General features: G+C 46.9%; 18 protein-coding genes. 14 read left to right on the top strand and 4 right to left on the bottom strand.

What is annotated here, in order from left to right:
* From KNP00_RS00295 to KNP00_RS00280, 4 genes are all read left to right on the top strand, one after another.
* A complete protein-coding gene (locus KNP00_RS00295; protein ID WP_215141204.1) occupies nucleotides 1–1,062 on the top strand; it encodes a DUF58 domain-containing protein in 1,062 nt (353 codons plus the stop codon).
* A 15-nt stretch (nucleotides 1,063–1,077) separates the two neighbouring features.
* A complete protein-coding gene (locus tag KNP00_RS00290; protein WP_215141202.1) occupies nucleotides 1,078–1,812 on the top strand; it encodes a hypothetical protein in 735 nt (244 codons plus the stop codon).
* A 200-nt stretch (nucleotides 1,813–2,012) separates the two neighbouring features.
* Complete coding sequence (locus tag KNP00_RS00285) at nucleotides 2,013–2,525, top strand: hypothetical protein (protein ID WP_215141200.1); 513 nt, start codon at nucleotides 2,013–2,015, stop codon at nucleotides 2,523–2,525.
* A 115-nt stretch (nucleotides 2,526–2,640) separates the two neighbouring features.
* Entirely contained in the window at nucleotides 2,641–3,192 is a 552-nt protein-coding gene (locus KNP00_RS00280; protein WP_215141198.1) for a suppressor of fused domain protein, read from the top strand.
* A 34-nt stretch (nucleotides 3,193–3,226) separates the two neighbouring features.
* Here the strand turns inward: KNP00_RS00280 and KNP00_RS00275 are convergent, their stop codons facing one another.
* A complete protein-coding gene (locus tag KNP00_RS00275) occupies nucleotides 3,227–3,937 on the bottom strand; it encodes a GntR family transcriptional regulator (protein WP_215141196.1) in 711 nt (236 codons plus the stop codon).
* Nucleotides 3,938–4,073: 136 nt separating this feature from the next.
* Between KNP00_RS00275 and bglA the strand changes: the two genes are divergently transcribed.
* The 9 genes from bglA to KNP00_RS00230 all read left to right on the top strand — a co-directional run bounded on the left by bglA (nucleotide 4,074) and on the right by KNP00_RS00230 (nucleotide 11,118).
* Complete coding sequence (gene bglA / locus KNP00_RS00270) at nucleotides 4,074–5,522, top strand: 6-phospho-beta-glucosidase BglA (RefSeq protein WP_215141194.1); 1,449 nt, start codon at nucleotides 4,074–4,076, stop codon at nucleotides 5,520–5,522.
* A gap of 31 nt (nucleotides 5,523–5,553) precedes the next feature.
* The gene (locus KNP00_RS00265) at nucleotides 5,554–5,871 is read left to right on the top strand and encodes an ArsR/SmtB family transcription factor (protein ID WP_214749121.1); all 318 of its coding nucleotides are present in this window, start codon (nucleotides 5,554–5,556) and stop codon (nucleotides 5,869–5,871) included.
* Nucleotides 5,872–5,998: 127 nt separating this feature from the next.
* Nucleotides 5,999–6,568 carry an NAD(P)H-dependent oxidoreductase gene (locus KNP00_RS00260; protein WP_215141192.1) on the top strand — a complete coding sequence of 190 codons (570 nt, stop codon included), beginning with the start codon at nucleotides 5,999–6,001 and terminating at the stop codon, nucleotides 6,566–6,568.
* A gap of 15 nt (nucleotides 6,569–6,583) precedes the next feature.
* Nucleotides 6,584–7,219 (top strand): peroxiredoxin-like family protein, encoded by a 636-nt coding sequence (locus KNP00_RS00255; protein WP_215141190.1) that lies wholly within the window; start codon nucleotides 6,584–6,586, stop codon nucleotides 7,217–7,219.
* A gap of 89 nt (nucleotides 7,220–7,308) precedes the next feature.
* The gene (locus KNP00_RS00250) at nucleotides 7,309–8,118 is read left to right on the top strand and encodes an MBL fold metallo-hydrolase (protein ID WP_240542634.1); all 810 of its coding nucleotides are present in this window, start codon (nucleotides 7,309–7,311) and stop codon (nucleotides 8,116–8,118) included.
* Between the two features lie 69 nt (nucleotides 8,119–8,187).
* Nucleotides 8,188–8,511, top strand: a complete 324-nt coding sequence (locus KNP00_RS00245) for an ArsR/SmtB family transcription factor (protein WP_012726307.1) — start codon at nucleotides 8,188–8,190, stop codon at nucleotides 8,509–8,511.
* 87 nt (nucleotides 8,512–8,598) lie between these two features.
* Entirely contained in the window at nucleotides 8,599–9,423 is an 825-nt protein-coding gene (locus KNP00_RS00240) for an SDR family oxidoreductase (protein WP_215141188.1), read from the top strand.
* Between the two features lie 194 nt (nucleotides 9,424–9,617).
* On the top strand, nucleotides 9,618–10,172 hold the full coding sequence (locus KNP00_RS00235; protein WP_215141186.1) for a helix-turn-helix domain-containing protein: 555 nt from the start codon (nucleotides 9,618–9,620) through the stop codon (nucleotides 10,170–10,172).
* Nucleotides 10,165–11,118 (top strand): alpha/beta hydrolase, encoded by a 954-nt coding sequence (locus tag KNP00_RS00230; protein WP_215141184.1) that lies wholly within the window; start codon nucleotides 10,165–10,167, stop codon nucleotides 11,116–11,118. Before KNP00_RS00235 ends, KNP00_RS00230 begins: the two co-directional genes overlap by 8 nt.
* Nucleotides 11,119–11,152: 34 nt before the next feature.
* Here KNP00_RS00230 and KNP00_RS00225 read toward each other — a convergent pair whose 3' ends face one another.
* Nucleotides 11,153–11,989: an alpha/beta hydrolase gene (locus tag KNP00_RS00225; RefSeq protein WP_215141182.1), complete on the bottom strand. Its 837-nt coding sequence runs from the start codon at nucleotides 11,987–11,989 to the stop codon at nucleotides 11,153–11,155.
* Between the two features lie 181 nt (nucleotides 11,990–12,170).
* On the opposite strand from KNP00_RS00225, the gene KNP00_RS00220 reads away from it, so the two are divergent.
* A complete protein-coding gene (locus KNP00_RS00220; RefSeq protein WP_215141180.1) occupies nucleotides 12,171–12,929 on the top strand; it encodes a glucose 1-dehydrogenase in 759 nt (252 codons plus the stop codon).
* A gap of 16 nt (nucleotides 12,930–12,945) precedes the next feature.
* Here the strand turns inward: KNP00_RS00220 and KNP00_RS00215 are convergent, their stop codons facing one another.
* Complete coding sequence (locus KNP00_RS00215) at nucleotides 12,946–13,740, bottom strand: helix-turn-helix transcriptional regulator (protein WP_215141179.1); 795 nt, start codon at nucleotides 13,738–13,740, stop codon at nucleotides 12,946–12,948.
* Between the two features lie 150 nt (nucleotides 13,741–13,890).
* Nucleotides 13,891–14,151 (bottom strand): DUF1294 domain-containing protein, encoded by a 261-nt coding sequence (locus KNP00_RS00210; RefSeq protein WP_240542633.1) that lies wholly within the window; start codon nucleotides 14,149–14,151, stop codon nucleotides 13,891–13,893.
* Nucleotides 14,152–14,191: the final 40 nt, after the last annotated feature.

Below are 14,191 nucleotides of genomic sequence, written 5' to 3'. Positions count from 1 at the left end.
ATGCGACAGGTCGAAATCAGTACACCGTCCATCCTTCAGGACCAACTTTGGCCGGCTTATGTCAGTCTCGGTCTCCTCACCATGTGGATGCCTTATGTATGGCCCATCGCTTATGTATGCGGAGCATTATTAATCGTCATGTTCATCCGGAAACGAATCATTCGAACACTTTCAAACGAAGTCTCATTTTCCATTCGGCAGAAAGAAGATCTCTTGTTCATCGACGATGAGACATCATGTATCGTCCGTATCGATGGGTATGAGCGAATCATTGCCCTTGGTGTTCCGCTATTGATTCGACTAGAGGGTAATGAACGGATGGTATTCGAGGACGGGGCACAGGCATACGACACCAGGATCGAACAGGACATACATCATGTGAGCGTCTCGGCTGTGAAGCGTGGACCTGCTTCGATTCATATGTGTGTGATGCGTGTCACCTTACCGTTTTATTTAGGTACTCTTTTTTTCACGGATGAGGAGATGGATATGCCCTCATGGATTGTTTTACCTACCATCACGAAGTCACCAATCACCGAATCTCGCATGATTCGGATGGGTGATCGTATCGTCAAGCACTCCCCGTTGAACAATCCGTTGATGATTCAAAGTGCAAAACGATATGAGAAGGAACCGGCCAAACAGATTGACTGGGTCGCCACTTCAAAGGTCGGTCATGTACAGGCAAAAGTGTTCGAACGACAAAATCTCGACACGTTCACGATTTCCCTTGATTTGAGCGGTCCGCTCGGGAACGGGCTCCATGCGCAATATGAAGACTTGATTCAACAGACGGCGTATTGGGTCTCTTACTTGATCAAAGAAGATTGTAAAGTGGAGCTGTTAATCAACCGACTCGACAAAAACAACCAAGTCGACCGTGTTACACTGGGAGAAGGAAGAAAACAATTACGGCTCATTCTCGTCCGACTGGCGATGATCCACGAATCTGACGCGTTTGTTGCATCATCGCGATTCACGTCATATGTCAGTCGTCACAAACAGCCGCACGCCGAAATGATTCACATCAATCACGCGATGCTGCTGAAATCTTCAGGGTGATGAAGGGAGAAACACATGCGACGAATGACGGGCTTACTCATATGTTGTGTCGGACTACTTGCAAGCACGACAACCGTATCAGCCGAGATGACTGAATCCTCGGCGGAACGTTTTGCAGATGCATATTTTTATGACATTGTGATGGATCATATTCAGGGAGATGATCCGGCTAATTATCATATGACGGACAGTGAGAACATCACGTTCGGTCCGTTGTCGGAGACGTATATCCCGTCATCCTCTTGTTACAAAACAGGAGAAACATGTACGTTCGTCCCAACAAAAGAATATGTGGCGACCGTCTTTCAAGATGATGAACCGGTCAACGTGATCGGAACATATGAACAAGCAGCGGGTACATATGCGTTCTCAACGTTCGGTTCAGACAAAGAAACCCCGAAAGCGTTGACGGACGTAAAAGGCGATCTCGTGAAATACTCAGAAGCGTCGGCTTGGTTTGATTATGATGGGGACATGTTGACGGCGTTGACATCTAATACAAAACAGATGATTAGCGGAGATGAGATTTCAACTGAGGCGTTTCAAGTATTATTGGTTGAAGAGAATGAAAGTATTGAAGGGGATGCCGAAGAAGGAATGATAGGTGGAGCAGGCGACTCATCATCAGTCCATTCGGATAAGACAGAGTCAAACAAGCCAACATCGAATACCAACCGATTGATTGGCTTTACTGTGTTAGCGATATTGCCATTCGGATATTGGTTCCTCAAGAGACGGAAAGCAACATGATGTCAAAAGACTTATCCAATCATCATAATCCACTAGAATTAGTGGTCATACCGAGTCATGCATTGAGAGACAGAGAAGCAACCTACTTGATCTTTCGCCATTTGGAGAATGAACAGTTTCCATTACTTATAGAGCGTAAGCGGACTGTAAGGGATTCGAGAAAACGTCGCGTCTCTTTTAAAAGTCAGGAAGAAGAGCATGTGACGACCAAAACCATCAAAAATCGTGAAATGTTAGAGTCGGAATTGACGCTCTCTTCAAATGAGGTCATCGTCTTAAGAGGAGAGAGGGGTTGGATTCTGAGCTATTCCGAAGACGGGTTGACGCTTCAAGGAAACCAAGTGAGACGTGTCGCGACAACTGGTATTGTCCAAATGGAGACATTTTTTGAACATGTGGTTAGAGGTGCGTTTCCCATCAAATTGGCGTTTGGTTTAGGTGGGACGTTTGCTCCATTTGAAAACGTGTTTCGCTTTATATTGCATAACCCAGACTGGGAGGGATTGATTGAAGACGAGTTATTGCCTCAGCTTCAGATTCCGAAGGCGAAGAATGTGTGGCAGTCCCTTTCATATCCGACATACGAGCAGACGCTTGAGACGTTCACTATTGAATTTCATCCAAATATACTAGGAAATTTCATACTCGCACATGATGCTAACAATACGTACTATTTCATTGATCATGTGAATGGGGAGATCAAGATTTTTTGAGTAATCCATTTAGGTGTGAAGAAGCGTACATCAAAATCATGTCAATCGATTCAGTCCATCAAACTCAAATCCCGAATCAAACAGTACACCAGTTATGAGAAAGCAGGAATGGAAAATGAACTATTTAAAACATCTAGAAAAGCATTGCGGCACCTTCGTCAGCGGATTTGATATCCCTGACTTATTAGAAGATGCTGTACAAATCATCGAGCTTGAAGAGGAGTCCTCAAAATTAACAAGTATCTCTACATTAGGCCTACATTGGCATGCACTTCAATTCGAAGATGGCTCAACCGTACGTCAGGAATTATTGTTTCGTTTCATGCAACAGCATGCCAAAGAAGAGTTTGTTGAATTGATGTGGCAGCTGACCGATTATGCGTTGGGAACGCACCAGGCGTTCGAGTTGGGCGAACTCTACGAACTGCCAGAGGAAGTGCTTGAACAATATTCATTTTCTTCGGTCTATGTGACCGCTCCTTTTTACTCAGATGAGTCGTTCATCACATATGAGAACGAGGAGCAGAGCGTCCTAGTCGTCTGGTTTGTACCGATTTACCCTTCAGAAGAGCTGTTCATCGAAGAACACGGAACCGAACGGTTTGACGAACTCCTATATGAGACTGATCGCGAATTATTCGACTTGAACCGAAAAGAACTTGTCTAACGAACAACCCCTCATGCGCGCATGAGGGGATTCTTCACATATAGGGTCCGTTCGCCTGAATGACGAACTGGGAATGTGCGTAATGATAGGTGATCCGAGAATAGTCGAAAGGCTTCCCGTTCGTCAGATGAAAGATGGTTTCGATGCGAAGCGTCGGATCATTCTCTTGCAATCCGAGGTATCCCGCTTCACCTTCCGTCAATCGATCGACCTGAAGATACATGTCAGAAAACCCAATCGTGACGCCGAGTGCCGATTGCACGTAATCGAAAATCGAGTCCGCCACGATTTCTCGATTCAAATAAGGGACGATGGCTTTCACATAATAGGATTCCTCATGACAGAGCACTTCCCCGTCCACATATCTCACCCGTTCGACCCGGTACACATCGTCAGACACATCAATCCCTAGATTCTTCGCAACGGTTGCGTCTGGCTTCATGACAGACACATCAATCACATCAGACGTCAACACACGGTCTCCGAGATTGCTCTTGAATCCTTGGGTGGAGAAGAGGCTCATATAGCCAGGTCGATTATGTCGTCTGACGAAGATGCCGCTTCCCCGCAGTTGAAAGATGACCCCTTTTCGTTCGAGCAGCTCTAATGCTTTCGTGATGGTGCTCTTACTCACTGCATATTGACTCATCATCTGCTCCAGGACAGGTAGCTTATCACCTTGTTTTAATTGTTGCTCGTTAATGTATTGTTCGATTTCGTTCGCAATCTGTTGGTATTTTAGCATGGTCATTCCTCACTTTTTCGTCACTGATTTCATTATATCATGAGAAAACAAAAAATGTTTAAGTGTATCGACCTTGTTAAATTGTACCGGTACAATTATACTTAACGTGTATGATTCATGTGAAGGAGGAATTACAATGAAGCCATTACCGAACGATTTTCTATGGGGAGGCGCACTCGCCGCCCATCAATTCGAGGGCGGTTGGGACGCTGACGGAAAAGGGTCGAGCGTCGTCGATGTCTTGACAGCAGGCGCACACGGCGTCGCTCGCCGCATCACGGAAAAGGTCGAGCCGAACGAGTTCTATCCGAACCATGAGGCGATTGATTTCTATCATCGTTACAAAGAAGATGTGGCGCTTTTCGCTGAGATGGGATTGAAATGCTTGCGTACCTCGATTGGATGGAGTCGCATCTTCCCGAACGGGGGTGACGCAGAACCGAACGAAGCAGGTCTTCAATTTTATGACGACTTGTTCGACGAGCTGTTAAAGTACGATATCGAGCCGATCATCACGCTCTCGCATTTCGAGATGCCGCTCCATCTTGCCCGTGAATACGGTGGCTTCCGAAATCGTACCGTCGTCGACCACTTCGTCCGCTTCGCGGAGGTCTGCTTCGACCGTTACAGAGACAAGGTCAAGTATTGGATGACGTTTAACGAAATCAACAACAAGATGGACGTCAACAATCCGCTCTTTTTGTGGACCAATTCGGGTGTCCTCCTAGAGGAAGGGGAGAACGCGCGTGAAGTCATGTATCAGACTGGGCACCACGAACTGATTGCGAGTGCACTCGCCGTCGCTAAAGGGAAAGCCATCAATCCTGACTTCGAGATTGGGGCGATGGTCTCTCACGTCCCGATTTATCCGTATTCATCAAACCCGGACGATGTCATGCTCGCCGAAGAGATGATGCGTCAACGCTATTTCTTCCCGGACGTACAAGTACGAGGCTTCTATCCGAGCTACGCCTTGAACGAGTTCGAGCGGGAAGGGTACAACATCCCGATCCTTGAAGGAGACGAAGAAATCCTCCAGAACGGCAAGGTCGATTATCTCGGTTTCAGCTATTATATGTCGACGACCGTGAAAAGTGACGTCGTCGCGGACAATAGCGGAGATATCGTCAACGGTGGTCTGCCGAACGGCGTCGAGAATCCGTATATCCAGTCGAGTGACTGGGGCTGGGCGATTGACCCGGTCGGTCTCCGCTATGTGCTCAACCGTCTGTATGACCGCTACCAAATCCCGCTCTTCATCGTCGAGAATGGATTCGGTGCCGTCGATGAGATTGTCGACGGGAAGATTCATGATGCGGCCAGAATTGATTATTTGAAGGCCCATATCGAACAATTGAAACAAGCCGTCCTCTATGACGGGGTCGACTTGATCGGGTACACTCCTTGGGGCATCATCGACATCGTCTCGTTCACGACGGGAGAGATGAAGAAACGGTACGGGATGATTTATGTCGATCGTGACAATGAAGGGAACGGATCGATGGAGCGGATGAAGAAGGACTCGTTCGACTGGTATAAGCGGGTCATCGCGACGAATGGGGAAGAACTGAACAGCGAAGTTTGAGAATTTCAGCATACATTTGTATAATGGCGTTATGAAACCATTACACCATCCGTCTATTGACACCATACCGTATACGAAAGTCCTTCACGCACTTAGTGAACCGAACCGACTGCGCATCATCCGATGCCTCAGAGAATCCGGTGAAAACAACTGTTCCACTTATTCACTTGAATTGATGTTAAATAAATCAACGGTATCCCATCATATTAAAATCTTAAGGGAGGCTGGACTGATCAAAGGACGCATCGAAGGGAAAGAGCATTACTATTCACTCCGAAAAGATGAGATTGAGCAGAAGTTTCCTGGATTATTGAGTTCCGTTTTCGCAGTGAAAGATGAAGACTTATAAGCATGCGCTCGAGGCGCATGCTTTTTTTGTTGATCAAAATGCTTGCGAAGTATAACTCACGGTGATACGATACTTTTAGTTTGATGGTTATCGAACTATAAAACAGTTTCTGAAGGAGTTTTGAAAGATGAAAAACGTATTAGTAATCAACGGACATGAGTATTATGACTTTGCGAAGGGTGAATTGAACAAGACGATGTTCGACGAGATTGTTCAAACGCTCGACGGAGCCTATGAAGTGAAAACGACGGTCATCGATGCCGGTTATGATATCAAAGAAGAGCAAGAAAAATACAAATGGGCGGACATCGTCATCTATCAAACACCAATCTACTGGTTCTCACTCCCAGCGAAGTTCAAAAAATACATGGATGAAGTGTACGAATATGGTGTCTTCTTCGCAGGATCTGCTGAAGGGTATGGAAAAGGTGGATTGATGAAAGGAAAGAAATACATGTTCTCGACGACGTGGAACGCCCCTGTCACGGAATACAACAATGCTGAAGGGTTCTTCGCTGGCAAAGACTTTGAAGATTCAATCGCGCACCTGCATTATGCACAACAGTTCATTGGAATGGAACCATTGAAGAGTTTTGGGGCGCACGACGTGATTGCGAACCCGGACATCACTCTTTACAAACGTGAACTCCAAGCTCATTTGGAAGACGTGTTCGAAATGACAGCAAATCAGTCGTAAAAGGAGAGAGGTCACATGCTTCGGGAAGAATTAGCAGCGGTACGGGACCGATTCCTAGATCGTGCCCCTGCCCATGTTAAACAAAGTGTTGCGGAAGCGACAGCGTCATTGATTGAATCAGGAGTTGGTCAAGGGTTACAAGTAGGAGAAAAAGCCCCTGACTTTACGCTCGTCAATGCTACGGGTGAGAAAGTCACCTTGTCCGAATTATTGCAAGATGGAAAAGTGATTTTGAACTTTTATCGAGGGGGATGGTGTCCCTACTGTAATCTCGAATTGAAGGCGTATGAACGTATTTTGCCGAAAATCAAAGAGAAAGGGGCACAACTCGTTGCCATCAGCCCTCAAATGCCAGATGAGTCCTTGTCGACATCTGAAAAGAACAATCTGACATTTGAAGTGCTCAGTGACCCCAATCAACATGTAGCAGAATCTTATCGCCTACTCTTGGATTTTCCGGCTCATTTGATTCAAACATATGAAACGGACTTTGGACTTCAACTCGCGCATTATAATGGAGACGCTAATCCGTGGCGACTCCCTGTACCTGCGACTTATGTCATTGACCAGGATGGTACAATCCAATTTGCCGAGGCGGACCCTGATTATATGGTTCGACCGGATCCGGAGCGTGTGCTCGCTTCTTTATGAAAAGATAAGCCAAGGATTTCTCAGAAATGAGAGATTACTTGGCTTTTTTCGCTATAATGAAGAAAAATACAATATTGGAGGGAAGCCTGATGGAAGTGAAACAACATGGACCGGTGACGGCCGTTAGTGCCAAAGTAAAGAACGGTCCATTCGAGATGTCGATGTACGTCTATTATATCGACGGCATGATCATCGATACGGGGACACGAACGATGCTACCCGCTCTCCAACCCTTTTATGAGTCGGTCCCGATCGACCTCGTCAGCATCACCCACCCCCATGAAGACCATATCGGAACGGCAGCCTGGCTTGAGCGGACATACGGTGTCCCGATTTACATACGAGAATCTGCCAGGGACATGTGCCGGAAAGGTTTAGACATTCCTGATTACCGGGCACGTTTCTCAGGAGACCCGGAACCGTTTCAGCCGATCGCCTATCACGACAATCAGATCACGTCAGAACATCATACCTATCAGGTGATTCATACACCCGGTCATGAACCGAATCACGTCGTCTTATATGATGAGGAGAACGGTCGACTGTTCTCGGGTGATTTGTTTGTCCATCCGTATCCGAAAGTAATGATTCCAGAGGAGTCGGTCCCTGATCAAATTCGTTCGCTCAAACGGGTCCTGTCCTTCGATTTTGATGAGGTGTACTGTCAGCATGCCGGGCGTCTCGAACAGGGAAGGGAGCAACTGAGCAAAAAGCTCGATTATCTAGAACGTTTGACCGATGACGTGATAACGAAAACCGCAGCAGGCTATACGATTGACGACATCAATGCTCAACTCTTCCCCGAACCATCGCCGCTCGTCCGAATATCCAAGCGGGATTATGACTCTAAACATATGATCGCAAGCATTCTTCGAGAAATCTACGAACAACTTCGTTGACAGAAGGTAAAACACCTAGTATTCTTAGTACAGGATTAAACGTTTAAACTTTTAAACGGAGTGATGAATATGAAACGGACAGATGTTACACCCGAAGTATCGTTATCTTTATTTGAAGATGCGATTCCGTTGTTCCAAGTATTAGCCGACGTCAATCGTCAACGCATCATCGTCGAAATCGCTAAACATGAACGCTTGAACGTCAATCAGATTGATGAAAAGATTGAGTTGTCTCGACCAGCCATCTCACATCATCTCAAACTACTTCGACAAGCGGGAATCGTTTCATCGGAGAAAGTCGGGACAGAGAACTTTTATTTTCTGACACTTGAAGATGCGGTCGGACTGCTGAAGGCACTGACACGTGCGATTGAAGATGAATGTATCTTATAACCTTTCTTTTTGGAAACAGAAAGAAAGGATTCTTTTCCACTAATACGTTTAAAAGTTTAAACGTATAAACAATAAAGGAGAATGAATATGAAGCAAAAACAAACCATCGTCATCACAGGAGCATCGAGCGGAATCGGTCGGGCAACGGTCGAACTGTTCAGCAAACGAGGCTGGCATGTCGCCGCTACGATGCGAAGACCTGAAGACCATCAAGAACTGTCTAACCTAAAAGGGGTGTCGCTCTATCAGCTAGATGTGACGAACGAGACGAGTATTCGAGAGGCATTTGAACGAATCGTCTCGGATCATGGAACGATGGATGTGTTGTTGAACAATGCTGGATACGGAGCGGTCGGAATTTTCGAGGAAGCCTCTCCCGAACAGATTCAGCGGCAATTTGATACGAACGTATTCGGGGTCATGAATGTGATTCGGGCAGCGCTCCCATATTTCCGCAAACAACGGAGCGGACGGATTGTGACCGTCTCCTCAGTTGGTGGACAGATCACATTCCCGATCTATAGCTTGTATCACAGTTCAAAATGGGCGATTGAAGGATTCATCGAATCGCTTCAGTTCGAGTTGGCACCGTTCAACATCGACATGAAATTGATTGAACCGGGACCGATCAAGACAGACTTTTACGGCCGTTCCCAAGAACTCGTCTGTAACAAGCCGCTCGACGTTTATGATGACTATACACAGGTCGCGCTCCATAACACGAATGCCGCTGGTGCGAACGCCGAAGGTCCAGACGTCGTCGCCGAGACGATTTGGCGAGCTGCGACTGAACAGAAGAAACGACTCCGTTATCCATCAGGTAAACAAGCAGGACTTTTGATCGCGCTGAAGCGCTATCTCCCGAACCGGGCATTTTTCGCGATTGTCCGAGGCGTCGTTGAAAAGAGATAAATACGTATGAGCCAAATCCTTTTCGTTTTCGAGTCAAAATGAAAAGGATTTTTTGTGTTTGATAAGGTGCTTCACTTCACGACGATGTATCCAAAACATTGATGACTTTTGAATGCAGATAGACATGATTTCAGACGTATGATATTATTAAAAATAATAATATTATCACTTTTGATAACAATGAGGTGAGAACAATGAACGAAGACGTTTTAAAAAGTCTACTCAACCCGATTCGCATGAAGATTTTTCAGCATGTGCTCATGAACGAGGAAGTGACGACCGGAGAGTTGGCAAAGATCCTTCCCGATGTGCCCCAAGCGAGTCTCTATCGACATATCAACAAGATGGTACAAGATGAGATTATATCCATCGCAAGCGAGAACAAAGTACGCGGGGTGTATGAAAAAGTGTATGCGATTCAAAACAATCCGTTGACCGCCGTCAATCAAGTCGTCGAAGCGAAAGACCGTGAACAATTGTATAAAATTTGCTACACGTTCACGATGTCTTTACTCATGGATTTCGGCGACTACTTGAAACGGGACACAATCGATCTTGAAGGCGACAAGGTCGGGTTTCGGAGCATCCCGCTCTATCTGTCTGATGCTGAAAGTGATCGATTCCTAAAAGGGCTCTATGACCTTTTAGAGGGAGTGCTCGAGCATGAACCGTCCGAAGAGCGGACGTTGAGAAAATTCTCCTATGCCGTCATGCCGGTCGGAGAAAAGGAGGAAACGGAAGATGTATAAACAAGAAGAGGTTTTGATTCAAGGAGAAACGACGATAGCTGCCACCATAACGACTCCCAATCAGGAACAGTCGGCCTTTCCAGCCATCGTTCTCATCGGCGGAACAGGAGGGCTGAATCGAGACGGGAACGGGACAGGCTTCAAGTCGAACTTGTATAAAGACCTAGCAGAATGGCTGACGACACAAGGTTTCGTCACATTACGTTTTGACAAACGGGGGATTGGCAAGAGTGGTGGCAATCGACATAGCGTCGGTGTGACCGAACTTGTGGATGACGTGGCAACGATTATCCGTTATCTGAAATCGCTTGACCGTGTCTCTGAAGACATATTGCTACTTGGCCATAGCGAAGGATGTATCGTCGTAACGCTCGCGACTGAACACGAATCCGTATCCGGGATGATTCTATTATCTGGTGCCGGTGTCACCTTGAAGACGAGCATGCAGGAACAGGCACATGCTTTGCTCGAAGAAGTGGGACGTACGAAAGGAATCAAAGGAAAACTACTCCGACTTAGCTTGAACGAGAAGTCGGTCATCAGAAAACAACACAAACTGTTTGAACGCGTCACCGCAACGGACCAGGATACGATGCGAATCCAACTGATGAAATTTCCTGCCAAATGGTTGCGGGAGCATCTTGCTTACACAGACGAGTCGCTTCGGAAGCGATTGGTTCAGCTAAATCTCCCTACACTTGCCATAACAGGAGAACGGGATGTTCAAACGGACGCCAGGCATTTGGACGAACTCGATGCACTGCATGCGTTGAATATTGAGACAGTCAGAGTAGCGGACATGGACCATATGTTGAAACATTTTGACGGTGAGATGAGTATTTTAGACGTGAAAAAGCAATACCGGTCACAACACGGGGAGCCGCTCCATCCCGAACTCCAACACCAACTTCATAAATGGCTAATGCGCCACAACTGGATATTATGACGAACAAGACAGCGGATCGGCTCCCGCTGTCTTGTTACGTATGTAAGAACCGCTCGACGCTTTCCATCGAGAAATGGCGACTCCACTGAACGAAGTGTCCGCCTGATACGGCAATCAATTGTACAGAGGGATGAAGTTGTCGTTCCGCTCGTTTGACATGATAAAGCGTCCGTTTCGCCTCTTTCAAATCAATTCCCGTGAAATCCGCATAATACAGTTGTGTCGGGACTTGGACGCGTTGTAACAATTCCTTAAATTTCAGTCCATCGTATCCGAACAACAAATGTAAGCCACCGGACGACAGACGTGCCGGTCGCTCGAAAGATGTTCGAACGTTTGCAGTCGGTTCGACCCCGATCCGTCGACAGAACAGTTGGAACCGCTCTTCAGAAAACGTGGGGTCACTCTTGTTCATGCGAGCTTCAAACCAGTTTAAAAGATGTTGTGGAGAGCAGTGATACAGTAGTCGCAAAAGCGGGAAGGTGAAGCCGAAGATGCCGTGTTCACGATATGGGAGCACAGCATTCGGTTTATGACCTTGGTCGAGTAGTATTAAGCGCCTGACTCGGTCGGGATAATGGACCGCGTAGGCGAGAGCAATCGCGCCCCCCATCGAATGACCGATTAATCGAACAGCATCAAGTTTTCGAGAGATTCGATACGACTCGACCCAGTCCGCTAGTACTTTGGATGTGGCGTATGTATGTAGCCCCTCACTTTCACCAAATCCCGGTAAATCTAAGAGATGGACTTCAGATTTTTTATGTAGGGCTTCAACGAACTGTAATCCTTGCAATCCAGTGAAGCCCCCACCGGGAAGGTATAAAATCGGTTCACCTTGACCGTGAATGATTGCCTGAAATTGTCTCACGTCATCGCTCCTTTATATGAAATGGTTGCCATTCAAGTATAAAGATGATTGGAAATTAATTGAAGAACATTTTCTATATTTCTGAATGAGGACACTGACAAATGCGGGTATAACATAGTGACAGGCAGATTTCTGTCATCACGCACGACGTACGTTCTGACTTTCAAAGGAGGAATGATGAATGAAGCTCAGAGGGAGAACGGCAATCGTCACTGGTGCAGGTTCAGGCATGGGGCGGGCCATCGCGAAACTGTTTGCGAAGGAAGGTGCACGGATCGTCGCATTCGACTTAAATGAGGATTCTGTTCATACGGTGGTCGAAGAGATCAAGACGGGAGGTGGGGATGTCGTCGGTATCGCGGGTAACGTCACAAATCAAACGGATATCGACCGACTCGTCGACATGGCGAAAGACACGTTCGGTTCTGTCGATATCCTCGTCAACAATGCGGGAATCATGGACAACTTCATGACGGTGGGTGAGGTGACGGATGAACTGTGGGACCGCGTACTGGCTGTCAACCTGACTGGACCGATGAAGTTAGCACGTGCCACCATTCAAGAAATGGAGAAACAAGATGGCGGTGGGGTCATCATCAACAACGCTTCTGTCGGTGGACTGTTCGGGACACGCGGTGGGGCAGCCTATGTCGCATCGAAACATGCTTTGATCGGGTTGACGAAAAATATCGCCGCAACCCATGGGATGGACGGTAAGATTCGAGCGAATGCCATCGCACCGGGTGGCGTCAATACGAACATCGGTGCAACGATCACCGCACCGAGCGAACTCGGGATGCAGGCCATCCAAGGTGCCGGAGAAGCACCGATGGGCGAACCAGAGCAAATCGCGTTTGTCGCCCTCTTTTTAGCATCGGACGATTCAAGCTTCGTAAATGGAGACGTACTGAAAGCGGATGGTGGTTGGACGGCGAGATGAACGAAAAGAGCCGAAATCAATCGGCTCTTTTCGTTTGGTATTTTTTCCGATAGGCGAGCGGTGTAACATCGTGATGTGACTTGAACGTTTGGACGAAGTGACTGACGCTAGCGTAACCTAGACGAGTGCTAATGTTTGCGATGGGTTCAGATAAGTCTTCGAGCAAAGTGGCAGCCCGCTCCATTCTCTTCATTTGTACATAAGCGATCGGGGACGTGTCTCCAAAAGTCGCAAACATACGAGAACATTCACTTCGACTCACATTGCCCGTATGAGCGATTTGAGCTAACGTCGGCCTGTCTTCTATATGATCATCGATATAAGCGAGCATGTGACGAAGGCTCTCCCGTTTTTTCTCATTCTGCATCGATTCACCTTTTTGTTGAATCCAGTAGCGCCAGATGACCGTACACTGAAGCGTCGCATCCAACAAGGAAAGCGGACCATCCGCAGATACATGTTGAACGGCGCGCTCAATCGTCTGAATGATCGCGTGATGTCCCCGTTCATGTTTCAGGATATGTAGAGACCTTTCAGAAGTTAGGTATGGTGTCACATATCGCTTCGCCAACTCGGGATGGAACAAAGCGGTTGGATCAAACTCAAGTCGTCTCATACGCGACGATTCCCCGATCTGTTCCATCATGACACATTGTCCTCGTGACAGGAGGACGGCTTCTTTCGCATGAAGGTGGAGGCTCACGCCATTCACCCGAATCACGGTCGAACCGGACTCGCAAAATAGAACAGTGAAACAATCGGTCACGGTTAATGTCAGTGGACCGAGACGAACCAGCTCGATACTCTCCAAATTGACGCCCTCCTCATTTCGGTAATTTCCCGACAAATCATTTCAAAAGTTCACGGAGAAACATATTGAAACGAGAATGACTTGGGACGAATCCAACATTTCTTATCGTCATTCATCAATAGTTGTAATCAAGTTTCTTCAATATAATGCTCAAAAGAGGAGCCATCCGGTGAACGCGGCATGCACAAGGATGGCGACAGGAACCCCGATCCGGAATTTCGGCTTCAATGTCTTATGTCGGAAGATACGCATCGCCAAATATGCCCCGAACGCCCCACCGACCCATGCAATTGTCAGCAATGTGCGCTCAGAGATCCGCCAGGCGCCGACTCGAGAACGTCGTTTGTCGACAAAATATGACATAAACGCTAGTAAATTAGTCACAATGTAATAAAGCAGAAATAGTTCCAAAGACCAAAACCTCCTTATTTCTCTCCTCATTATATCTTAA

The sequence above is a fragment of the Exiguobacterium qingdaonense genome, from assembly GCF_018617855.1.
In the GTDB taxonomy this organism is placed as follows: Bacteria; Bacillota; Bacilli; order Exiguobacteriales; family Exiguobacteriaceae; genus Exiguobacterium; species Exiguobacterium qingdaonense.
This window is presented reverse-complemented; position numbering and strand designations above follow the sequence as displayed.